General features: G+C 60.7%; 20 protein-coding genes. 13 read left to right on the plus strand and 7 right to left on the minus strand.

All coding sequences use genetic code 11. The annotated features are described in order from the left end of the window. Positions 1-205: 205 nt before the first annotated feature. Positions 206-2,035: a translational GTPase TypA gene (typA, locus tag FHS83_RS09360; protein WP_167082710.1), complete on the plus strand. Its 1,830-nt coding sequence runs from the start codon at positions 206-208 to the stop codon at positions 2,033-2,035. A gap of 58 nt (positions 2,036-2,093) precedes the next feature. Here the strand turns inward: typA and FHS83_RS09365 are convergent, their stop codons facing one another. Then, complete coding sequence (locus tag FHS83_RS09365; protein ID WP_167082711.1) at positions 2,094-2,945, minus strand: SDR family NAD(P)-dependent oxidoreductase; 852 nt, start codon at positions 2,943-2,945, stop codon at positions 2,094-2,096. 61 nt (positions 2,946-3,006) lie between these two features. Between FHS83_RS09365 and hisN the strand changes: the two genes are divergently transcribed. Further along, positions 3,007-3,798 (plus strand): histidinol-phosphatase, encoded by a 792-nt coding sequence (gene hisN / locus FHS83_RS09370; protein ID WP_167082712.1) that lies wholly within the window; start codon positions 3,007-3,009, stop codon positions 3,796-3,798. Further along, positions 3,795-4,415: an HD domain-containing protein gene (locus FHS83_RS09375; RefSeq protein ID WP_167082713.1), complete on the plus strand. Its 621-nt coding sequence runs from the start codon at positions 3,795-3,797 to the stop codon at positions 4,413-4,415. The genes hisN and FHS83_RS09375 overlap by 4 nt, the downstream gene beginning before the upstream one ends. 6 nt (positions 4,416-4,421) lie before the next feature. On the opposite strand, the gene FHS83_RS09380 is transcribed toward FHS83_RS09375, so the two are convergent. Continuing rightward, complete coding sequence (locus FHS83_RS09380) at positions 4,422-5,321, minus strand: alpha/beta fold hydrolase (RefSeq protein WP_167082714.1); 900 nt, start codon at positions 5,319-5,321, stop codon at positions 4,422-4,424. 63 nt (positions 5,322-5,384) lie between these two features. Continuing rightward, positions 5,385-5,705 carry an SCP2 sterol-binding domain-containing protein gene (locus FHS83_RS09385; protein ID WP_208414355.1) on the minus strand — a complete coding sequence of 107 codons (321 nt, stop codon included), beginning with the start codon at positions 5,703-5,705 and terminating at the stop codon, positions 5,385-5,387. Between the two features lie 135 nt (positions 5,706-5,840). On the opposite strand from FHS83_RS09385, the gene FHS83_RS09390 reads away from it, so the two are divergent. The 3 genes from FHS83_RS09390 to FHS83_RS09400 all read left to right on the plus strand — a co-directional run bounded on the left by FHS83_RS09390 (position 5,841) and on the right by FHS83_RS09400 (position 7,876). After that, positions 5,841-6,218, plus strand: coding sequence for a hypothetical protein (locus FHS83_RS09390; protein WP_167082715.1), 378 nt, complete (start codon positions 5,841-5,843; stop codon positions 6,216-6,218). Between the two features lie 153 nt (positions 6,219-6,371). Then, positions 6,372-6,839, plus strand: a complete 468-nt coding sequence (locus FHS83_RS09395) for an Hsp20 family protein (RefSeq protein ID WP_167082716.1) — start codon at positions 6,372-6,374, stop codon at positions 6,837-6,839. Positions 6,840-6,946: 107 nt separating this feature from the next. After that, the gene (locus tag FHS83_RS09400; RefSeq protein ID WP_167082717.1) at positions 6,947-7,876 is read left to right on the plus strand and encodes an alpha/beta hydrolase; all 930 of its coding nucleotides are present in this window, start codon (positions 6,947-6,949) and stop codon (positions 7,874-7,876) included. A 6-nt stretch (positions 7,877-7,882) separates the two neighbouring features. On the opposite strand, the gene FHS83_RS09405 is transcribed toward FHS83_RS09400, so the two are convergent. Further along, positions 7,883-9,169, minus strand: a complete 1,287-nt coding sequence (locus FHS83_RS09405) for a pentapeptide repeat-containing protein (protein ID WP_167082718.1) — start codon at positions 9,167-9,169, stop codon at positions 7,883-7,885. A gap of 248 nt (positions 9,170-9,417) precedes the next feature. On the opposite strand from FHS83_RS09405, the gene FHS83_RS09410 reads away from it, so the two are divergent. Beyond that, positions 9,418-13,056, plus strand: coding sequence for an autotransporter outer membrane beta-barrel domain-containing protein (locus FHS83_RS09410; protein ID WP_167082719.1), 3,639 nt, complete (start codon positions 9,418-9,420; stop codon positions 13,054-13,056). A 50-nt stretch (positions 13,057-13,106) separates the two neighbouring features. On the opposite strand, the gene FHS83_RS09415 is transcribed toward FHS83_RS09410, so the two are convergent. Continuing rightward, complete coding sequence (locus FHS83_RS09415) at positions 13,107-14,138, minus strand: threonine aldolase family protein (RefSeq protein ID WP_167082720.1); 1,032 nt, start codon at positions 14,136-14,138, stop codon at positions 13,107-13,109. Positions 14,139-14,143: 5 nt separating this feature from the next. Continuing rightward, positions 14,144-14,584, minus strand: coding sequence for a VOC family protein (locus FHS83_RS09420; RefSeq protein ID WP_167085378.1), 441 nt, complete (start codon positions 14,582-14,584; stop codon positions 14,144-14,146). A gap of 634 nt (positions 14,585-15,218) precedes the next feature. Here FHS83_RS09420 and FHS83_RS09425 point away from each other — a divergent pair. The 6 genes from FHS83_RS09425 to FHS83_RS09450 all read left to right on the plus strand — a co-directional run bounded on the left by FHS83_RS09425 (position 15,219) and on the right by FHS83_RS09450 (position 19,525). Beyond that, positions 15,219-15,680: a TonB family protein gene (locus FHS83_RS09425; protein ID WP_167082721.1), complete on the plus strand. Its 462-nt coding sequence runs from the start codon at positions 15,219-15,221 to the stop codon at positions 15,678-15,680. A 71-nt stretch (positions 15,681-15,751) separates the two neighbouring features. Then, the gene (locus FHS83_RS09430; RefSeq protein WP_167082722.1) at positions 15,752-16,564 is read left to right on the plus strand and encodes a MotA/TolQ/ExbB proton channel family protein; all 813 of its coding nucleotides are present in this window, start codon (positions 15,752-15,754) and stop codon (positions 16,562-16,564) included. A 55-nt stretch (positions 16,565-16,619) separates the two neighbouring features. Then, positions 16,620-17,066 (plus strand): ExbD/TolR family protein, encoded by a 447-nt coding sequence (locus FHS83_RS09435; protein ID WP_167082723.1) that lies wholly within the window; start codon positions 16,620-16,622, stop codon positions 17,064-17,066. Between the two features lie 38 nt (positions 17,067-17,104). Beyond that, the gene (locus FHS83_RS09440; RefSeq protein WP_208414365.1) at positions 17,105-17,527 is read left to right on the plus strand and encodes an ExbD/TolR family protein; all 423 of its coding nucleotides are present in this window, start codon (positions 17,105-17,107) and stop codon (positions 17,525-17,527) included. Positions 17,528-17,832: 305 nt separating this feature from the next. Further along, positions 17,833-18,213, plus strand: a complete 381-nt coding sequence (locus FHS83_RS09445; RefSeq protein ID WP_208414367.1) for an ExbD/TolR family protein — start codon at positions 17,833-17,835, stop codon at positions 18,211-18,213. A 169-nt stretch (positions 18,214-18,382) separates the two neighbouring features. After that, complete coding sequence (locus FHS83_RS09450; protein WP_167082725.1) at positions 18,383-19,525, plus strand: hypothetical protein; 1,143 nt, start codon at positions 18,383-18,385, stop codon at positions 19,523-19,525. Between the two features lie 246 nt (positions 19,526-19,771). Here FHS83_RS09450 and FHS83_RS09455 read toward each other — a convergent pair whose 3' ends face one another. Then, on the minus strand, positions 19,772-21,535 hold the full coding sequence (locus FHS83_RS09455) for a hypothetical protein (RefSeq protein WP_167082726.1): 1,764 nt from the start codon (positions 21,533-21,535) through the stop codon (positions 19,772-19,774). Positions 21,536-21,621 lie beyond the last annotated feature (86 nt).

Consider the following 21,621-nt stretch of genomic DNA (forward strand, 5'->3'; position numbering starts at 1 on the left):
CTGCTCTCTTCCGGCGGGGCGAACGGATCATGACATTGCTGTGGCAGAATCCGCCAAGGCTCTGATGATATTCAGGGGTTTTGGTCTTTCGCCGCGCGCTAAGGGGGCAGTTTACCACATCCGCGCACCCTGGGACCCAAAGACCGCGCCGGAATTCTGAGAATTGGTTGCCGATGCGCTTTCGCGCCGCTATAAGCCGCGCACAATGGACATCCGAAATATCGCAATTATTGCGCACGTCGACCACGGCAAAACGACTCTGGTTGATCAGCTTTTGAAGCAATCCGGGGCCGTGCGCGACAATCAGCACATGGCTGAACGCGCTATGGATTCGAACGATCTCGAGCGCGAGCGCGGGATCACGATTCTCGCCAAGTGCACGAGCGTTGAGTGGGAGAACTTCCGCATCAACATCGTGGATACCCCCGGCCACGCCGATTTCGGCGGCGAGGTGGAGCGTATCCTGTCGATGGTCGATGGCGTGGTGCTCCTGGTGGACGCCGCCGAAGCGGTGATGCCGCAGACCAAATTCGTGCTGTCGAAGGCCCTGAAGCTCGGCTTGAAGCCAATCGTGGTGATCAACAAGATCGACCGCCAGGACGCCCAGCCGAAAGAAACCCTGGAATCGATCTTCGATCTCTTCCTGGCGCTGGAAGCCAATGATGATCAGCTCGATTTCCATGTCCTCTACGCGTCCGGCCGTCAGGGTTGGGCGGTGGCCAGTCTCGAGGATGAACGCAAAGACCTTTCGCCTTTGTTTGCCCGGATTGTCGCAGATGTTCCCAAGCCGAAGCCGATTGCCAAGGCGGGCGATGAGTTCCCCTTCACCATGCTGGTCACGACCTTGGAGGCCGATAACTTCCTCGGCCGCATCCTGACGGGCCGCATCGAATCCGGCGCCATCACCGTCAACCGCCAGATCAAGGCGCTGAACCGTGACGGCACCGTCGTGGAACGCGCTCGCGCCACCAAGCTTTTGGCTTTCCGCGGCCTGGCCCGCGTGCCGGTGGAACGCGCCGAGGCTGGTGACCTGATCGCCATTGCTGGCCTTCAGAACGCCACCGTCGCCGACACCCTCTGCGATGTGACCGTGGAAGAGCCGATTGCCGCCCATCCGATCGATCCGCCGACCTTGGCCATGACCTTGGCGGTGAACGATTCTCCGTATGCGGGCCGTGAAGGCGATAAGGTGCAGAGCCGCGTCATCCGTGACCGCCTCCTGCGCGAAGCCGAAGGCAATGTCGCCATCCGTATCACCGAGACTGGCGAAGGCGCCTTCGAAGTGGCGGGCCGCGGCGAACTCCAGCTCGGCGTTTTGATCGAAACCATGCGCCGCGAAGGCTTCGAGCTCTCCATCAGCCGCCCGCGCGTGCTCTATCAGACCGACCCGGAAACCGGCGAGCGTCTGGAGCCGATCGAAGAAGTCTCCATCGACGTCGATGATCCTTACACCGGCGTGGTGATCGAGAAGATCTCCGGTCGTAAGGGCGAAATGACGGATATGCGCCCGACCGGCGCCGGCAAGACGCGCCTGACCTTCCTGGCGCCCTCGCGCGGCCTGATCGGCTATCACGGCGAGTTCCTCACCGATACCCGCGGTACCGGCGTGATCAACCGCATGTTCCATTCCTACGCGCCCCATAAGGGCCCGATCCAGGGGCGGCTCAACGGTGTCTTGATCTCCAACGGCCAGGGCGAAGCGGTAGCGTATTCCCTCTGGTATCTCGAAGAACGCGGCAAGCTCTTCGTGGTGCCGGGTGCCAAGATCTATGAAGGCATGATCATCGGCCAGCACGCCAAGGATAACGATCTGATCGTCAATCCCTTGAAGGCCAAGCAGCTCACCAACATCCGCACCACCTCCAAGGACGAAGCGGTGCGTCTCACCCCGATCGTGCCGATGACCCTGGAACAGGCCATCGCCTATATCGAGGATGACGAGCTGGTGGAAGTCACGCCGCAGTCGATCCGCCTGCGTAAGCGCGTGCTCGATCCCAATGATCGCAAGCGCGCCGAGCGTTCGAGCGCCGATTAAGGCATCGGATAATGGATAAGGAAATGGCCGGGGCGACCCGGCCATTTTCGTTTTTGATTCAATCCTCCCGTTTTAGCCCCAGTGCGGCAGCGTAGAACTTATCGGCGAGGCGTTTGGGGATGTGCTTTTGCAGGGCATGCACAATGGGGTCGGGCACGATTTCATAGCGTATTTTGGGATGTTTCGCGGTCAGCGCCTTAGCTACCAACTCGCCGACGCGCTCGGGTTTTAAACCCTTTTCTTTGAGCTGCCGCATCAGCAGGCGCAGTTTCTGAAGGCCAGGGGCGAAAGGCGTTGCCGCGTAAGGGCTCGAATCCTCCGCCTCGGCCTTGTCCCAGATCGGGGTGTCGATCGCGCCCGGCGCGATCACGATCACATCGATGCCGAAGATCATCAGCTCGCGCCGCAAACTTTCCGAAAGTCCTTCGAGGCCGAATTTGGAGGTGTGGTAGGGCGCCAGAAACGGCACCGCGTTCTCGCCGCCGATGGACGACATCATCACAATCCGTCCTGGCTTCTTACCCATCAACAAAGGCGCGAAGGCCTGGGTCACGATCACTTGGCCGGTGAGGTTCACCTCAAGCTGGCGCCTGAAATCGGCGATGGGCAGATGCAGCACAGGTCCACCCACCGCGATGCCCGCATTATTAACAAGCCCCAATAACGGCGCGCCCTGTAAGGCCTCTCGGACCTGCAGCGCGGCCGATCCCACCGCCTCGACGTCGGTGACATCGAAATACCGCGGCGTGAAACGGGGGCCCAATTCCTCAACCAGCCGCGCGCCGTCCTCGCGCTTGCGCACCGCGCCAAAGACGGAAAATCCCTTCCTCAACAGCGCCGCCGCGGTTGCTTTGCCGATTCCTGTGGAAGCCCCCGTGACAACGACAAACTTGACGCTTTCTTCTGCCATGGGTCCTCTTCCGCATTCATCCGTGCTTTAAGACTATACGGCACGCCCAAGGAATCAGATCATGCCCAGTCCCGCCGATATTGCCCTCATGCACCGTCTTGCCGATGCGGCGGGAGAGGTCATCCGGCCCTATTTCCGGGCAAAAATCGATGTCATCGATAAAGGTGCCGCGAAAGCCGAGATGTTCGATCCCGTTACTGCCGCTGACAAGGGGGGTGAGGTCGCGATCCGGGCACTGCTCGAAGCCGAGCGGCCTGAAGACGGCATCTTGGGCGAGGAATTTCCCGCGAAGCCCTCTTCGAATGGCCGTACCTGGGTGATCGATCCTGTGGATGGCACCCGCGCCTTCATTACCGGCCAGACCCAATGGGGCACGCTGATCGCGCTGAACGAGAATGGCTATCCCACTCTGGGTGTGATGGATCAGCCCGTCACCCGCGAGCGCTTCATGGGCACCAAGGATGGCGCCGAGCTGCACAGCCCCGCCGGAGTCACCAAGCTTGCCGTACGCCCTTGCGAAAGCCTGTCCAAGGCGGTGCTGATGACCACCCATCCCTGGGCCTATTTCGACGACGCCGAGCAGACCGCCTTCCGTCAGCTGTCCAATGCCACCATGATGTCGCGTTTCGGCGGGGATTGTTACGCTTATGGCCTTCTCGCCATGGGCTTTGTCGATGTGATTGTGGAAGCGAGCCTCAAGGCCTGGGACATTCAGGCCCTTATTCCCATCGTGGAAGGGGCTGGCGGCGTTATCACCGATTGGAAGGGCGGGCCTTGCGCCGAAGGTGGTCGTGTTGTGGCTTCCGGCGATAAACGCGTGCATGAAGAAGCGCTGAGGTATCTCGCAGGATGAGCGACCACCTTCTCATTCTCTTAAAAGACCAGTTCCAGCGCGCTTTTGCTGCCGCCAAAGTGACCGCGCCCAAAGGCGTGTTCGAGGCGCTGTGCGACCGCTATCGCGAGCCCCATCGTGCCTATCACACGCTGCAGCACATCAACGAATGCCTCGGGCATTTGAAAACCGTGCGCAATGCTCCGCCCGCGGTGGCGATCGCGCTGTGGTTTCATGATGCGATCTACGATCCTCAGCGCCAGGACAATGAAGAGCGCAGCGCCGCCTGGGCGCGGGAGATTCTGGGCAAGACGCCGCTCGCCGATCAGGTCGAAAAGATGATCCTCGCCACCAAGCACGGCGCGATCACCATCGATGTATATGAGCGGCTGGTGGCCGATATCGATCTTGCCATCCTTGCTGCGGGTGAGCCGCGCTATTCGGAATATGAGGCGCAGATTCGCCGCGAATATGCCTATCTCGATGATGCCGCCTATCGCGCCGAACGCTTCAAGCTTTTGCGCAGCTTTTCCGACCGGGTCTACATCTACGGCTCGGCGGAGTTCCGCGCTTTAGAAACCCGCGCCCGCAAAAACCTCGAGCGCTCCATCAACGCGCTGATCGTGGGCAAGAAGTAGATCGCTTTATCCCATAAACCCGTCGAACGCCCGCCAGAACTCTTCGCGTATCGCGTCGGCTTCCATCAGGATTTCGTGTTCGGCGTCCGCGATTTCGACATAGCGTCCGTTCGGCAAGCGGCTCGCGAAGCGGCGCACCGCTTCGGTCAATACAATCCGGTCCTTGCCTGCACCAAACACCAAGGTTGGCGTCCTGATCGCCTCGGCATAGCCCGCCTCGGATTGCCGCTTCATCGAGCGATAGGCCGCCTCGATCCAGCCCCAGGTCGGCCCGGCCAGCCGTAATTCGGGATGGGCGCGCAAAATTTTCTGGGTCCGCTCGAAACGCGCGCTATCGCTGGTGCAAAGCTGGCGGGAGAAATCGATCAAAAAGGGATCACGCTCCGCCATGCCCCAGGCAAATTCGCGGCCCTTTCCGGCGAAGGTTTGCAGTGCCGTCATGGCGCGCGCGAGTGATCCGGGATAGCCGCGCGTTGAAATGCCGACCATAGGTGCCACCAGCATCGCGCGTGAAAACATCCCCGGCTGGTCGTGCAAGGCGCGCAAAGCCATGTGTCCGCCCATGGAATGGGCCAGCACCAATGGCGCTGTGGCGCTTATGGGTGCGACTACCTCCGCCATGAAGCTTTGAAGATCATCATCATATTCAGCGAAATCGCCGACATAGCTTTTCAGGGGCTGGGTGAGGGCGCGTGCGCTGCCGCCTTGGCCACGCCAATCGAACGTCGCCACGGTGAAGCCGCGCGCATTCAGCTCGCCGATCACCTCGAGATATTTCTCGATGAACTCGGATTGGCCCGAGAGCAGCACCGCCACGCGTCCGCGCGGGCGTTCGGGCGCGAATACGCCGGTGCGCAGGCGGCGCCCATCACTGGCCGAGATGAATTTGAAATCGAACTGCGCCATGACACTCCCCCCGAGACCGCTAGAAAAGCCCGGGGAGTGTGACAGCGTCAATCGTTGCCGCGTTTAGCCTGCTGAGCGCTGCAGGAGCGGTCCGAGCTTCATGGCCAGGCCCATATCGCCCGCGACTCGCAGCTTGCCCTGCATGAAGGCACTGGTGGGGTCGAGCTGGCGCGCGATCAGCTTCTCGAAAGTCTCAAGGCTCATGGTGATGGTGCAATCGGCGTTCTTGCCCAAGCCATCGCTCACCGTGTTCGGCTCGGAAACGCCATCAATGAAAACGCTGCCCGGATCGCCGAATTCGAATTTCAGCGTTCCGCCCAGGCCTGAATTGGTCCCCAAATGGCTTCCCATCGCCGTGATGATTTCCGCAACCCGCGCGTCCATGAGAGTTCTTCCTGAATTTCGATAAGAGTCCAGCTCGGCAGGGCCGGTGCACGAACTGGGGCTAATTGAGCATTTGTGCGGCGCCTGCACAACAGGCATGCTCGAAACCCACAGGAACGAGCAACAGGGGGCATTGTGGCTCATCCGCGCGATCTCCTCGGCCGCGTTTTTTTCGCCGTGCATATTTTGGTGGTTGTTTACAGCCTGACCGCCTGGGCTTTCCGGCCGGGGCTTGTTGTCTATGTCTTTTTTGTCCCGCTGATGGTGCTGCATTGGCCACTGAATCGGGGCGCCTGCATTCTCAACAATCTTGAGAACCTTTTGCGTAACGGACGCTGGCGCAACCCCGCCAACCGCGAGGAAGGTGCTTGGGTGCGTTGCTTGATTGTGGATGGAACAGGGCTGGACCTCACCCCGCACCAAATCGCCGTCATAAGCTATGGCGTGGTGGGGCTGTGCTGGCTCCTGGGCGTCTTGCACCTTTTGGGTGTCGGTATTTTTTCACGCTTCTGATCCCCAATCCCCCCTTGAAACGGGGCGGGGACCTTCCCACCTAAGATTTGTCGGGAGGCCCATAGGGCTCCCGGCAGGAAAATGGTCCTCAAAATTGGTCCTGGCCCCATGGGCAGGGCCGCTTTGGCAAACGCTTCTTAGGAGGTTTGAATCATGCGTAGCTTCGATTTTTCCCCGCTGTTCCGCTCTACCGTTGGCTTTGACCGTCTCTTTGATCTGATGGACAGCTACACCGAGCAGTCGAACGGCTATCCCCCCTACAATATCGAGCGGTCCGACGAGACCCATTACCGGATTTCCCTGGCCGTCGCGGGCTTCGGCGAGAAGGATCTTTCCATCGAAGTGAAGGAAGGCGTTCTCACCGTCACAGGCCAGCGCGGCAATGAAAGCGAAACTCAGCCGCGTGCCTTCCTCTATCAGGGCATCGCCGGGCGCAGCTTTGAGCGCCGCTTCCAGCTTGCCGAGCATGTGGAAGTGCGTGCCGCCCGCCTTGAGAACGGGCTCCTGCACATCGATCTTGAGCGCGTCGTCCCCGAGGAGAAGAAGCCCCGCCGCATTGCGATTAATGCGCCCGAGTTTGCCTCCCAAGAGGTGAAGACCCTCGAGGGCCGGGCTGCGTAACGCCAGCGTCCCTTTTTTGTTAACCGAAGAGCCGGGCTTTTCCCGGCTCTTCTTTTTTTGCGATGCAGCTTGGAGTACACCTGTCGGCGAGGTCTGGGTGCGTGCAAATGCCTAGCTGGCAAAGCTCTTTTTTTGATCGCTATTCGCGTATGGCCAAGCCGCGCGCGGTGGAAGCTGATACCGACATCGCCGAATTACGCCGCCAATATACTTACTTGTCCGACCGCTTTGGCGCGGTTCCGCGCGAAGCGATTTTCGAGCAGGCAAGCCTTGGTCCCGTCAAAGGCGAGTGGGTGAAGACCAGCAACGCCTCTGCCGGCCGTGTGATCCTCTATTTCCATGGCGGCGGCTACATCGCCGGCTCGCCGGAATCGCATCGCGCGCTGGTGGCGAAACTCGCCCACACCTCCGAAGCCGCCGCGTTTTCACTCGCCTATCGCTTGGCGCCGGAATTTGCGTTTCCCGCCGCGGTGCGCGATGGGCTTGATGCCTATCGCCAGTTGACGGCGCGCGGTGTTTCTCCGTCTTCCATCGTTTTGGCGGGGTCTGGCTCGGGTGGCGGATTGGCTTTCTCGGTGCTGCTCGCCATTCGCAATGCCGGGCTGACGATGCCCGCGGGCTGCCTTGCCATGTCGCCTTGGGCTGACCTCACCCTCTCGGGCTGGAGCGTGATGAACAACGCTCGGGACGACACCGCGCTGTCCTGGGAACTTCTCTTCGTCAGCGCGCGCCATTACCTCAAGAAATCCTCTCCGGCCGATCCTTATGCCTCGCCGGTCTTCGCCAATTTCAAGGATTTCCCGCCCATCATGGTGCATGCGGGCTCGCTGGAAATGCTGAAGGACGATGCCTCGCGCTTAGGTGACCGGGCAGCAGAAGCGGGTGTGCCGGTGAGCGTCGAGATCTATGACGGCATGCAGCATGTCTTCCAGGCCAACAGTCATGTGCCGGAGGCGAGGGTGTCGTTGCAGCGCCTTGGTCAATTCGTCCGCCAGCGGACAGCGCCCCGGGCCGAAACCTACGTCGCCGCGAAATAAGCAGGCTCAGGGTGTAGGGGGCAGGTTCGCCAGCGCCTCGCGGAACTCTCGCGACAGGCGTGCGCCGGGGAATTTGGCGCCGCCGAGCGCGTTATCGCGGAAATGGACATCGGTGAGATTGGCGTAGGAGAAATCACCGTTCTTCAGGCTCGCCCCGCGCATATCCGCGCCGCGAAAATCGGTATAGCGCGCTTCCACCCCGTCCAGCCGCGCCGCCAGCAGGCGCTCGCTGTCCAAGACCAGAGGCCCGAGCTTGGCATCGCGCAGATCAGAGCGCGTCAGCTTCGCACCGGAAAGATTGACCCCCCGAAGGTCGGCGCCGCAGAGCCGGACCGAGCGCAGATCGGCGTTTTGCAGGCTCGAACCCTGAAGCGACACCCCCTCCAGGTCGAGGCCATAAAAGATCGAGCCCTTGGCCGTCAGGGCGGTGAGCTGGCGGGCATTCATCCCTGCAAGGCCGCGCAGATCGAAGCCTGAGAGATCGGCGGGCATGCCCTCGCGCCCCTCGCTCTCGGCCCATTTGGCATGGGCATCGAGCATGGCTTCCAGATTCATGGGCAGCTTGCCGGGATCGGGCCCGACCATCTTGGCGGTCAAGACATTGGAGAGATCGGCCCCATCCATCACCGCGAAATCGAGCTTGGCCCCGACCAGTACCGAGCCCGACAGATTGGCCCCGGCGAGATTGCAGCCCGAGAGGTCCGCATTTTCGAGGTTACAACCCACGAGGCAGGCCTGGCGCAAATTCGCCCGGACCAGGCGGGCATTTTTCATGATGGCGTCGGAGAAATCGGCCTGCACCGCGATTGCACCGTTCATCTTGGCACGCTCGAGATTGGCGTGGCGCAGCAAGGCCTCGGGTAATTCGGAGGGCCCGATATCGTGCTGCATGACCCTCAGATTTCCGCTGCGCTCCTTCTGGGCAATGGTGCCTTCGCGCAAGTCGGCCTCGAAGAGGTCGGCGCCTGTCAGATTGGCGCCGCGCAAGGACACGCCCCTCAGATCGGCTCGGCGAAGCGAGGCTTGCGTCAGATTCGCGCGTCTAAGATCAGCTCCGAAGAAGCTCGCGGAATCCAGGCGGGTCTTGGCGAAATTGGTTTCGGAGAGAATGGCGCCGGTGAAATCTGCATCGGCGAGGTTACGGCCGGAAAAGTCGATCCCGGTAAGATCGGTGAAGGCGAAAACCGCTCTGGCCCCGCCCAAGCGACCAGAATAGAGCATCTCGTGGCGCGCTGCCGCGGCCGAGGCCTCTTTCTGGGTAAGCTTGGCAATGACCTTTCGGACGCCATCCATTGCTGTTTTTCTACCGTGCCGTTAACCTTCTGTCCCGGAATGGCATCTTTGGGCCGAGAGGCTAATAGCTGATTAAAAACGAGAAATTTGCCTTTATCAGCGGGCAACGCTAGGTCATGTCTGCGAAACTATGTAAAGTTCGCGGGCCTGCGGTTGGGACTGGGTAATCGCAAAGCTTTGAGACATAAAACCCGGGGCGACCGTCGCCAGCGTACCCGGACCCTTGGCCATGAGGAAGAGGTAAACCCTTGAGCAAGCGCAGTTTGATGCTCTCCACCGCCGCCGTCGCCCTGCTCACCGGCGCGGGCTTGGCCGATACTACGATCGATAGCTCTAAATCCGACGCCTACACCACGGGTGCTAAGGCCTCGAGCAATACCGGTCAGGAAAAAGCGGGCAACATCATCATCAAGAGCGGCGGTTCTATCGGGGCCTCCGTGGCTAGCCAGGGCGCGTTGACGATCAACGACAACAGCTATGCCCTGGTACAGGGGACGATCACCAACAAGGACAAGGACAACGCCTCTGCGATCCGTGTCGATCTGTCGACCAACCCCGATCTGCATGGCGCGACATTCCAGAACTCCTCCGGCGCCACCATTGCCGGCACGGGCATCTACCTCGACTCCGGTTCGAGCGTCTCGGTCACGGGCAGCAATACCGGCAAAATCGGCCTCTATCTCGATTCCACGGGCTGCACCTCCAGCGGTAGCTGCAGCTATACCGGCAATGTCCAGGTCGGCGCCGGTTCCACGCTTGCTGTCAGCGGCGACAAGGGTACGGGCATCCAGATCGGCAACAGCGCCAACACCTTTGGCACGCTGAAGGGCAATCTGCAGATTTCCGGCGTGGTCACGGCTACTGCCGCCACCACCACCAACACTTCTACCAGCATGGTCGGCGTGGCGAGCTACGGCACCATCGACGGCAATTTCATTCTCGACAACACCGGCGCGATCAACGCCTATGGCCACGGCGCGACGGCCTTGTTCATCGGCGGCAATGGCATCACCGGCAGCATGACACTGGGCGGTTCGGTGACCTCCTCGGTGCTGGCCAATCAGACCCTCAATTATACGCAGAAGATCAACACCACCACGAATGCGGAAGCCGGTCCGGCCCTTTCTATTGGGGCCTCGGTGCTGAAGGGTATCGAGATTCTTGGGCCCACCAGCACGGGTGCCTCGGCGGCGACGGGCTCGATCACCGCGCAAGGGGCGGGCCCTGCGGTGTCGATTTTCGCGGGTACCAATGGATCAGTGATCGGGGTTTACAGCGCCGATACGGCCAATCCGGGCTTCAGCTTCTATAACCGTGGCGGCATCACCGCGAGCTATACCAATTACGACAAATCCACCACGGCGATGTCGATCTCTGGCGGTTCCAGCACGGCGCAGACGGTATTCACCGGCGGTATTTTCAATTCCGGTACCATGCGTGCGGATGCCGTCAGCTCCGGCACGACCGGCGCTTCCAATAAATTGGTGGCCACGGGTCTGTTCGTCGGCGATTACGTCCAGCTCAGCGCCAATACCGGCGGCAAGCTCGCTGGCACGGGCACGACGGTGCCGGGTGACCAGGCGGCGCTGGTGAATTCCGGCCTCGGCAGCGCCTCGAGCGGAGGTCAGATTGTCGCCAGTGTGACGGGCACGCGCGGCGGCATCGCCCAGGCGCTGGTCATCAGCGGCAATGCCACGGTTCCGTCGATCATCAACACGGGCACCATCGCGGCCAGCGTCACCACCAATGATGCCACCCTTTCGGGCGCGTACGGCTCCAACAATCCGGTCGCCGCTTTCGCGATCTGGGATTCTTCGGGCACGCTCACCAGCATCGTGAACTCGGGCACCATCTCGGCGTCGGCGGGTTATCAGGCGTCGACAAACGGGACTATCTCGGCCCTCGACAACAACCAGCAGACGGCGATCGCCATCAAGCTGGGCGGCAGCGCCTCTTCGCCGTCATCGGCCTCTACCTCGATCAAGAACTATTCCTCGTCCAACCGCGCGGCCACCATTGTCGGCGACATCTATTTCGGCACCGGCAACAATCAGGTGCTCGATCTCGTCGGCAACGGCCCCAGCCTTCTGTCCACCGTCACCGGCAATGTCACCTATGGCATGATCGCGGGCGGTTCGACCTCGGGCGATAAGCTGCATATCGGCAATTACGCGGTCCTCACCGGACAGGTGAACACGCTGGAAAGCGTGCGCGGCGCGGGCGTGCAGGTCGATATCGACACCCATGGCACGCTGAACCTTCTCAACGCCGCAACGGCGATGAATGCGACGCAGGTGACGGTGAATACCGGCGGCACGCTCAACCTCGGCGTTTCGCGCTCCTTGACCCAGAACGGTGTGCTCGCGGCCCAATCGGTGACCTTTGCCGATGACGCGACCTTGACGGCGAGCTATCAGAGCTATGTGCCCCAGGGCACCAATCAGTTCGTGCTGATGACGGCCAATAAGGGCCAGCTCCAGATCAGCCCGACCGTGATCGCGAACTTCAACAACGCGCGCGATTCGCAAAACAACCTGCGCACACCCTTCCTGCTCAAAACGGCGTCGATGTGCTCGACCCAGAACGACGCCAATTGCGCCCGTCCGGCAAGCCTGCCCTCCACCCAGGATGCGCTGCTGATTAACGTGGCGATGAAGAATGCCTCCGAACTGGGCCTGACCGCGGGCAGCATCGCCACCCAGGCGACGACCACCGCCAACGGCAAGGCGACCACGCTGTTCGAGCAGGCCAATCTTGCGCTCGGTATCGACAACGATCTTGGCGCGGCCTTTGTCAACGGCATCACCAACACCAAACAGGCGGCGGCGGCCTATAACAACATGGCGCCTAACGTCACGGGCGGCACCCGCGCCATCGCCATCTCGATCACCGATTCGGCCACCGGTCCGGTGGCGGCGCGTCAGCGTGCTCTGCGCATGTACGACAAGACCCAAGGCGACATGACAATCTGGGGCCAGGAATTCGTCCAGATGCTGAAAGATCCGGGCACCGGCGCGATCGATCCCAACACCGGCTTCAAGACCAATTCCGGGTTTAAGGATCATGGCTTCGGTCTCGCCCTCGGTATCGATAGCGGCAGCCCGAAATACGGCTGGTACGGCCTCGCGCTCACCTATTACCAGGGTGATGTGAACGAGCTGGCTCGCAACGCGCATTCCAACGAGCAGTGGTATCTGCTCAGCGGTTATACGAGCTGGCGCGGCAAGGGCCTGTTCCTCGATACGAAGATCGACGCGGGCTATGGCAACATCACCGGCAAGCGCGTCCAGCTTCTCGGTATTCCCAATTCCGCGGGCACAGGCGTGAGCTACTATTCGCGTCAGGCCGACAACAAGCATGCCGGCGCGTTGGTGTCGGGCAGCGTCGTGACCGGCGCGGCCTTCTCCTATGGCGCCGCCACCTTGATGCCGCAAATCAACCTCGATGGCATGTTGCTGCGGGAAGAGGGCTATACCGAGAAGAATCCGGGCACCACCACGGTGGGCGATGGCTTCGATCTCAAGGTGCAGCAGTACTATGCCAAGTCGCTGCGCGCCTTCGTCGGCCTCAATGCCCGCTACGACCTCGATCTGGGCGGTATCTTCCTGCAGCCGGAAGGCCGCGCGGGCTATCGCTATGACTTCCTCAATGATCCGGCCAAGGTCAAAGCGGCCTTCGCCTATGCCAACATCACGGCCAATTCGATCACGGCGGGTGACACCTTCACCCTCACCGGGCCCGAACCGAGCCAGGGCTCCTTTGTGCTCGGCGGCTCCTTGGCGGCGACCACCGATGCCTGGACGCTGGGCCTCAATTTCGACTTCGTGAAGGGCTCCAACGGCGCCTTCCAGCAGATCGGAACGGTCCATCTGCTCGGCCGCATCTAAACGCCGTTCTCACGGATACGAAAAAGGCCCGGAGCAATCCGGGCCTTTTTTTATTTTGACGCCAGTTCTACGAACCGCGCGACATCCTCTGGCGGCGTGGCGAAAGAGGTCACCAGCCGGATCGTGCTCTTGGCGTTCTCTGGCGGGCTCCAATCATAGAACCGCGCGCCGCCGCTTCGCAGTGCCTCGGCCAAAGTGGTGGGCAGGCGCAGGAACACCTCATTGGCTTCGACGGGATAGAGAATCTCCACCCCGGCGATACCTTGCACGCCCTCGGCCAGATGCTGGGCAAGCCCATTGGCATGGCGTGCTGCCTTGAGCCAGAGATCATCCGTCAGATAGGCCTCTAGCTGGGCCGAGACGAAGCGCATCTTGGAAATCAGATGGCCGGATTTCTTGCGCCGGTACTCAAAATCCCCTGCCAAGGCAGGATCGAAGAAGATCACCGCTTCGGCACCCAGCGCCCCGTTCTTGGTCGCGCCGAAGGACAAGACATCGATGCCTGCCTTCCAGGTAGCTTCCGCTGGGCTGATACCAAGTCGCGCCATCGCATTGGCGAAGCGCGCCCCATCCATATGGACCTTCAGCCCATGTGCCTTGGCCAGTTTCGCGAGCGCGGCGATCTCCGCCAGGCTATAGACCGTGCCCATCTCGGTGGATTGCGTCAGCGAGAGCACCGCAGGCTGAGCTTGATGCACAAAGCCCTGATGGAATCGGGCGAGAGTCGTCTCAAGGCTTGCCGGTGTCAGCTTGCCGTGATGGCCCTCAATACCGATGAGCTTGGCGCCATGAGTGAAAAACTCCGGTGCACCGCATTCATCCACCGCAATATGCGCTTGGGCTTCGCAAAGCACCGCGCCATGTGGGGGACACAACGTCGCCAAGGCGAGCGCATTTGCCGCCGTGCCCGAGATGACGGCAAAGGCGCGCAGCTTGGTCTCGAAAATTTCCGCCAGCCGTGATTCGACCCGTGCGGTGATGTCATCGCCACCATAGGAGGACGCGGTGCCGGCGGCTGCCGATGACAGCGCTGCCACAATCTCTGGCAGCGCTCCGTAGGCATTGTCGGAGAGAAAATTCATCGCCTCTACCAGCTCCCCGTATTGGGCATGGAGGCCCAGGGTTCGGCGGGGGCAAGGCTCTCGCCCTTCTGTAAAAACTCGATCGAGATGCCGTCTGGAGAACGTACGAAAGCCATATGACCGTCGCGCGGCGGGCGGTTGATCAGAACACCGCCATCCATCAGCTTTTTGCAGGTTTCATAGATGTTTTCGACTTCGAAGGCCAAGTGGCCGAAATTGCGTCCGCCGCTATAGGTCTCCGGATCCCAATTGTATGTAAGCTCAACAAGCGGAGCGGCTTCTTGGCCGGCGCGGGGCAGGTCGGCAGGGGCAGCCAGGTAAACGAGTGTGAAACGGCCCTTCTCGCTTTCCATGCGGCGGACCTCCAGCAACCCAAGCTTGCTGCAATAGAAATCGAGAGCCGAGTCGAGGTCGGCAACGCGGACCATGGTGTGCAGATAGCGCATGAAAGCCTCTGGTGTGGGGTGATCTAGGATGCCGAAAATTTTTTCGGCGTGCATTTTTTTATTGTGCGCTGCCGAAGAAAGCTTGGGTGAAACCCTCAGCCGCACGGCCAAGCCCAATTACTGCAACATGATTTTTAAATCTCGCAGAGCAGTAATTTCTCTCCCGTGCGTAAATCCGCCACAACGAGCCTGCCCATTTTTGACCACTTTCTCCTGCGTTCCTAACATTCGTGTTATCGAGCATCTCCACCCAAGAAATGTCTTGAAAGACCAAGGCAATGTTAACCAAACTTGTCCAGAACTGGCATTTGTCAACGGACCCTCTGGACCGGCTGGCGAACGATGTTTACGATTGCGTAACCGACGATGCGCCCAGGGGTGGGCGCCCGGTGGGGGACGCGTGAGCTTGGTCAGCTACAGCAGCATGGCCCGGTGCGCAGGCGCCGGGTCGTAGTTTTACAAAAGGTACCGGTAAACACCCATGGAACAGCCATTTCACGCAATTCGAGCTCAAAGCTCAGGACTAACGCCAACGCGTATCGCAGCGCTCGCCGTTTCGACCGCTATTGTCGTTGGATTCGGTTGGGCTTTGTCGTCCGGTTTGGCAAGCGCTCTCGTGGAGAAACTCCCCGACGTGATCCAGATCGACGTGATCAAGGAAAAGATCGACAAGAAGGAGCCGCCGCCGCCGCCGCCGGAGACGAAAGCGCCGCCGCCGCCCTTCGTGCCGCCGCCGGACATCGTCATTCAGGTCGATGCACCGCCGCCGCAAAACACCATCACGACGCAGAGCAAGCAGCCGACTCCGCCGCCGGTTTCGTCCCCGGCCTCGATCGGTCGCCCGCACGTTTGCGGCGATGATTACTATCCGGCGATTTCCAAGCGCCTCGGCGAACAGGGCACCACCCGTCTCGGCTTCACCATCACGGCGGATGGCCGTGTGGAGAACGTCCACGTGGAAGCCTCTTCGGGCTCCGAGCGTCTGGATAATGCCGCCGTCACTTGCGCAACCCCCTGGCGCTATAAGCCGGCGGTGCGTGAAGGTCAGCCGGTCGCCGTGCAGTGGCACACCGAAGTGAAGTGGGTTCTCCACTAAGCGAAATCGCCACAAACCAAATTCGACAGCAGTAACGCGTTTAATTCGACAAGCTACGGAGTTGTACAGCAATGATCACGAAGAAACTGGCGATGGCTGCCGCTCTCGCCCTCATGACCGGCTTCTGCGCCGCCCCGGCGTCCGCTCAGGCCACCGACCAGGCCGCTCCGGCCGCCACGGCTGCGGCTCCCGCCGCCGGCCAGCAGGTTGTGAAGGCCGCCGCGCCCGGCGCCGTCAATAAGAACCCCTACGGTCTGGCCCACATCCTGGCCGAAAAGAACCCCGTGTCCTACACCATCCTGGGCATCCTGCTCGTGATGTCGGTCGGCACCTGGTACATCTTCTTCGTCAAGTTCTTCGAGCAGTCCCGCATCCTCGGCCAGGCCAAGACGGTCGAGAAGCGCTTCTGGACCTCTGCCTCGCTGAACGAAGGCATCGAGAAGCTGCCGAAGACCTCTGAGTTCCGCGCTCTCGCCGAAGCCGGCGTCCGCGCTTCGCAGGGCGGCACCACCCTCGTCGGCCTCAACGATTGGATCGGCATGACGCTCGCCCGTCAGCTCGAAGACGCCAACGGCAAGCTCGCCGGCGGTATCTCCTGGCTCGCTTCGGTGGGTTCGGTCGCCCCGTTCGTCGGTCTGTTCGGCACCGTGTGGGGCATTCTGCAGGCCCTGATCTCGATCGGCGTCGCCGGTCAGGCTTCGATCGATAAGGTCGCCGGCCCGGTCGGTGAAGCTCTGATCATGACCGCCATCGGTCTGGCCGCCGCCGTTCCGGCCGTGTTGCTCTATAACTTCCTGGTCCGCCGCAACAAGATCATCACCGAGAAGTATCGTGGCTTCGCCGGTGACCTTCAGACCTACCTGATCTCGAAGGGCAGCAAGTAATTTAACGGCAATAACGGGGTCGGTTTAGGCCGGCCCCGGTTTGCGGAGAACCAACATGGCTGTGTTTGTACAAAGCCAGGATGGGCACGGCGACGAAGACGATCTGAACGCAACCATCAACGTTGTCCCTCTCGTGGACATCATGCTGGTGATGCTGATCATCTTCCTTGTCACCATCCCGGTTATCGTGAAGGTGGTTCCGGTGCAGTTGCCGAATGCGCGCAACATTGCGACCGAGACGAAGCCGGAGAACATCGTGGTTGCTGTGACGTCCGATGAAGACGTCTACTTCAACAACTCTCCGGTGACGTATGCGGATTTGCATAACCGCTTCGTGACCGCGCTTCTGAAAGCTGCGAAGGGTGGTACGCCCCTTCCTGAGGTGCATATCCGCGCCGATAAGGACGTCCGTTTCGAAGCTGTTGGCCGCGCCATTCTGGCCGCCCAGCAGGCCGGCGTTCCCAAGGTCGGGTTCATCACCGAGCCGCGTAATCAAGAGTAATTGTTCGTTGCTACGAACTTTAAGAAGGTAGTTCTGCCATGGCCGGAATGAGTGTAAAGCAGGGCGAAGGCGAACCGATGATGGAAATCAACATGACGCCGTTGATCGACGTCATGCTGGTGCTCCTCACGCTTCTCATCATCACCCTGCCGATTCAAACCCACGCCGTGAAGCTGGATATGCCGTCGACCGCGGTGACCAAGCCCCCGCTGTTCAAGCCGGAGGTGGTCAATCTCGGTGTCGACTTCGACGGTACCATCTTGTGGAACGGTTCGCCGGTGGATTGGGATACGCTGCTGTCGTATTTCAACGATGCGTCCCAAAAGGATCCGCAGCCTGAAATCCATCTCAATCCCAATAAGCTGGCGAAATACGATACCGTCGCCAAGGTGCTTGCGGCAGCGCAGCGCCTGAACGTGAAAAAGATCGGCTTCTCTGGTCTCGACCAGTACATGCAGTGATCTTTTGGTAATCGGCTTATCGGGCGCGCGGCAGCTATGTCGTGCGCCCGAAGGCTGAATGGGGCGCTCTCCAGAACGGCGTCTCTTTTTAAGAACGGCCTGGGGCCGGTTCCGGGATCTGCGGGATAGGGGTATGGCGGCGCGAGGACGCGCTCCTCCCATGTGTCGGGAGAAGTTCCCGGCTGTCCGCGAAACGAATTCTTGGCGCGCCGTGATGGCGAGCCCGCCGCGATAAGGCGGCATTTGGTTAGGGTAGGGGCCTTTAGACCGTGGCCATGGACGTAAAGCGGGGTGAAGGTGACCCCATGATGGAAATCAACATGACGCCGCTCATCGACGTCATGCTGGTGCTCCTGACCTTGCTTATCATTACCCTGCCGATTCAGACCCACGCGGTGAAGCTCGACATGCCGTCGACCACGCCAAGTCATAGCGATCTGAGGCCGATAGTGGTTAATCTCAGCGTCGATTTCGATGGCACCATCCTGTGGAACGGCTCGGCGGTGGATTGGGCGACCCTGCAGTCCTATTTTGCGGACGCGGCGCAAGCTGACCCGCAGCCGGAAATCCACCTTAATCCGAACAAACTGGCAAAATACGATACGGTGGCTAAGGTCTTGGCGTCTGCCCAGCGCCTGGGCGTAAAGAAAATCGGGTTCGCCGGTCTAGATCAGTATATGCAGTAGTTTCCAACGGGAGTTTCTGTAAAAAAGACCATGCTTTGGGCATGGTTGGAGACTAGGCAAACGCTGGTTTCAGCCGGTATATGCAGTAGTGTTGTGAGGGAGCGGACTGGGCTCCTTGGGGGTATCCCGGGGGCGCCTTGTGTAGCTAGGCGAAGATAGAGGTCGTTACATGATCGCGAAGAATCTCCGCGCCGCCGCGACGGCGCTTGTAGTTGGAATGGCTGCACTGGCGGCCTCAATGCCTGCTGATGCTGCCGTTCGCTCGGCCGTCGGCAAGCCGCTTCAGGAAGCTCAAACCCTGGCAGCGTCCGGCAATTATGCTGGCGCCATGTCCAAGGTGAAGGCGGCTGAAGCTGTGGGCGGTCTCTCGGCGGAAGAAGCCAAGATCGTCAAGCAGATGAAGGATTACATCACGGTGAAGTCGGGCGGCGCTGCCGGTCCGGTGGATAGTGCTGTTGGCGCCCAGGCGAAGTTCAACGCCGATTATCGCGCTGGCAAGTACCGCGAAGTGATCGCCGACGAAGAACTTCTGCGCAAGTACAGCGCCCTGACGGCTGAATATCAGGTCGTGATCGCCCAGGCTTATTACCAGCTCGGCGACTACAAGGGCTGCGTGAACTACGCCACCAGCCACACCGGTGCCGGCACCGACATGATCAAGCGCGGCATGCTCTGCGCGTTCAAGACCGGTGACGATCAGCTCTCGCGCGATCTCGCCGAGAAGCTCGTGGCTGCCAACCCGTCGCCGGAAAACTGGTCCCAGCTCATCGGCTCCGCCGAACGCGCCAAGGGCCTGACGGACTCCCAGACCCGCGACATCTATCGCATCAAGCTGTTGACCGGCAACATGAAGGGCGCGGATGACTACTTCACCCTCGCGCAGCTCCTGATCGCCGCCAAGGCGCCGTTTGAAGCCGGTGCCGTGGTCGAAAAGGGCCAGGCTGCCAAGTTGCTTGTCGATGCCCGCGCCCAGCGTCTGGCTGGTCTCGTGAAGCAGGCTCAGGCGACCAACGCCGCTGGCTTCGCCAAGGCGATGGCTGATGCACAGAAGGCCAAGGACGGTGAAGAACTTCTGCGTATCGGTGAAGACCTCACCGGCCAGGGCAAGTACGCCGACGCGGTCTCCGCCATCCAGGCCGGTATCGGCAAGGGCGTGAAGGACACAGACAACGCCCAGATCCGTCTGGCCGTGGCGCAGTTCGGCAATAAGCAGAAGGCTGCGGCCCTCTCTTCGCTGGAAAAGGCCAAGTCGAACCCGAACAGCAAGCTGGTCTCCCATATGTGGGCGATCTACATCCGCAACGCCAAATAAGGCTTTCGGATAGTCTGAATGCGAAACGGCGGGCCTCACGGTCCGCCGTTTTTGTTTTCACCCTGCTGTCATCCCGGACGCGCCTCGGCGATTTCGAAATCTGGCACGATGGCGCGATCCGGGACCCACTCAGAAATCCGGAATGCGTCGGGGTGGGTCCCGGCTCTGCGCGCAAACTGCTTCGCAGTGTTCGCTTGGTCGGGATGACAACGGAATATATGGCCGCACGCCCTCAATTATTTGCTCTCAGCGGCGCGCGGCTCGTGTCCGCGCTTCCCGCACAAGCCAGCTTCGCACATCGGTCTCGGGGGGCGCCGCAATGCCTCGGCCTGGGCCGGGCTGTTTCAGCTCCGATAGCGTGAAGTCCATCCGCGTGTCATAGGCGCGATCGATCTGATTGCGTAAAGGGCGTTCCGCCTCATACCAGGCCTGTTTCACCGATCCGTCTTGGCAAGTCTTCAGCTCATCGCCCTTGGCGCCCCAGCGCCGCTCGATGCAGTGATAAGGATCGAACGACATTTCGAACAGCCGCCGCCGCGCGTCCTCATAACCGAAGCTGATCTTGGAACCGTCGCTCTTCTGATAGGTAATCGTGCAGCGTGCCGCATGCGCGTCATAGACCGCCAGCATATCGGCCGCGATATTCTTGCCTTTATAAGAGAGCTTGGTATCGCCCTTCTTCGCCATCTCCACGAAGCGGCGCGTGGTTTCATAGGTTTCCTTGAAAGCGGTTTTCAGCCGGGCATCGCGCGAGGGGCTGGAATACATTTCCCAATCGCCTTCGGTGCCATAGATGTTGGCGGGAAGCTGATCAGGTTGCGCGCGCTTTTGAATCCCCGCCGCGATCGCCAGATCCACCGCCGCGCCGCGATATTTCAGGTCGTCGCAGTTGGAATCCACCATGTCGCCGATTTCGCGCAAGGGATCGAAGAGCAGCGTGCCGCCTGCGAGTTGGCCGCGGACATAATCGTAATAGCCGATGCGCTCGCCATTCAGCGTGAAGCCGCCACTTGCCCAATCACGATCCTCTGCGGGGCGTTTGCCATTGCCGAAGAACTGCTCCAGCGAATAATCCGAAATTGCCTTATTGGCGGCCATAACGATGCGCCCGCCCGTATAGCTGCCATCAGCTTGCCGGGTGGCGCCCTCCAAGATTTGCGGCCGCCAATTCTTGAAGCCCGCCCCCATGCCCGGCGAAGAGCGGACAAAGCGCACGTCATAAAACCCGCGCGTCACCGAGTAATCGGGATGGGCATCCATGTAGTGGATGCGCCCGTTACGCTCCACTTTCCACACGGTGATAAGATGGCCGTTGGGATCATAGACCACTGTGCCGGGACGGATGGATTTGGTGGAGATGACCGGCGAATAGAAATCCTGCTGTGGGCTTTCGAGCTCTGGATGGATGCGATAGCTGGCTGAGGAAATTACATCCCGCAGGTAATCCAGCACTGCATAGCCGTTATAGCCCGCCGGAAAGAGGCGGCTGGCGACGCGGTTTCCTGCTGCCGTATAGCGCATGTCACGCGTGCGTCCACGTGGCTCCACCTCGTTCGCGAAAGAGAAGGGCAGGCCCCGCTTCCAGGCGAAATAGAAGCGCAGGTAATAGGGCAGATCCGCGCAATCGGCGCGGAACACCAAGCCCGCCGGATCGCTGCCGCGATAAGGATTGCGTGGATCATGCAGACAGCGATTGACGTTTGTGCAGCCGCTCTCGCCAAGCTCGGCGATGAACTGGCTGTATTCCTTTTCGTCGTTCTCGCTCCAGCGCGTGGCACGGATGATGTAATTGCCGCTGGTGTAGCCCGCGCTGGCGGCGCGCAAGATATCGGCGGGGCTCGCTTCGGCTTGGGTGTTGCCGCGGTCTTCCGGCACCGCTTGGGCGCGCGCCACACGCCCATCGGGCAGCGTAATATGTACCGCCGCTCCGCTTTGCGCATCCGCGCTGTCTTGTGCTTGCGCCGCCGTCGCAACCGCGACCAGCGCGAGCACCCCTGCCCACGTCCCCATACCAGAACGGTAGTATGCTGGAAGAAGAGGTCAAGCGAAGCTTATACGTCACCTTGGCACGCGGCTTCGGTTGCCCCTAAGCTGTG

The sequence above is a fragment of the Rhizomicrobium palustre genome, assembly GCF_011761565.1.
Lineage (GTDB): Bacteria > Pseudomonadota > Alphaproteobacteria > Micropepsales > Micropepsaceae > Rhizomicrobium > Rhizomicrobium palustre.

What these genes read in the sequence shown, in the direction of transcription:
- FHS83_RS09365 (WP_167082711.1), bottom strand. Translation starts at nt 2,945, where the DNA reads ATGGCAGAAGAAAGCGTCAAGTTTGTCGTTGTCACGGGGGCTTCCACA.
- FHS83_RS09445 (WP_208414367.1), top strand. Translation starts at nt 17,833, where the DNA reads ATGATGGAAATCAACATGACGCCGCTCATCGACGTCATGCTGGTGCTC.
- FHS83_RS09385 (WP_208414355.1), bottom strand. Translation starts at nt 5,705, where the DNA reads ATGGACGCGCGGGTTGCGGAAATCATCACGGCGATGGGAAGCCATTTG.
- hisN (WP_167082712.1), top strand. Translation starts at nt 3,007, where the DNA reads ATGCCCAGTCCCGCCGATATTGCCCTCATGCACCGTCTTGCCGATGCG.
- typA (WP_167082710.1), top strand. Translation starts at nt 206, where the DNA reads ATGGACATCCGAAATATCGCAATTATTGCGCACGTCGACCACGGCAAA.
- FHS83_RS09375 (WP_167082713.1), top strand. Translation starts at nt 3,795, where the DNA reads ATGAGCGACCACCTTCTCATTCTCTTAAAAGACCAGTTCCAGCGCGCT.
- FHS83_RS09405 (WP_167082718.1), bottom strand. Translation starts at nt 9,169, where the DNA reads ATGGATGGCGTCCGAAAGGTCATTGCCAAGCTTACCCAGAAAGAGGCC.
- FHS83_RS09420 (WP_167085378.1), bottom strand. Translation starts at nt 14,584, where the DNA reads ATGCGCTATCTGCACACCATGGTCCGCGTTGCCGACCTCGACTCGGCT.
- FHS83_RS09440 (WP_208414365.1), top strand. Translation starts at nt 17,105, where the DNA reads ATGGCCGGAATGAGTGTAAAGCAGGGCGAAGGCGAACCGATGATGGAA.
- FHS83_RS09400 (WP_167082717.1), top strand. Translation starts at nt 6,947, where the DNA reads ATGCCTAGCTGGCAAAGCTCTTTTTTTGATCGCTATTCGCGTATGGCC.
- FHS83_RS09455 (WP_167082726.1), bottom strand. Translation starts at nt 21,535, where the DNA reads ATGGGGACGTGGGCAGGGGTGCTCGCGCTGGTCGCGGTTGCGACGGCG.
- FHS83_RS09430 (WP_167082722.1), top strand. Translation starts at nt 15,752, where the DNA reads ATGATCACGAAGAAACTGGCGATGGCTGCCGCTCTCGCCCTCATGACC.
- FHS83_RS09380 (WP_167082714.1), bottom strand. Translation starts at nt 5,321, where the DNA reads ATGGCGCAGTTCGATTTCAAATTCATCTCGGCCAGTGATGGGCGCCGC.
- FHS83_RS09450 (WP_167082725.1), top strand. Translation starts at nt 18,383, where the DNA reads ATGATCGCGAAGAATCTCCGCGCCGCCGCGACGGCGCTTGTAGTTGGA.
- FHS83_RS09435 (WP_167082723.1), top strand. Translation starts at nt 16,620, where the DNA reads ATGGCTGTGTTTGTACAAAGCCAGGATGGGCACGGCGACGAAGACGAT.
- FHS83_RS09415 (WP_167082720.1), bottom strand. Translation starts at nt 14,138, where the DNA reads ATGAATTTTCTCTCCGACAATGCCTACGGAGCGCTGCCAGAGATTGTG.
- FHS83_RS09395 (WP_167082716.1), top strand. Translation starts at nt 6,372, where the DNA reads ATGCGTAGCTTCGATTTTTCCCCGCTGTTCCGCTCTACCGTTGGCTTT.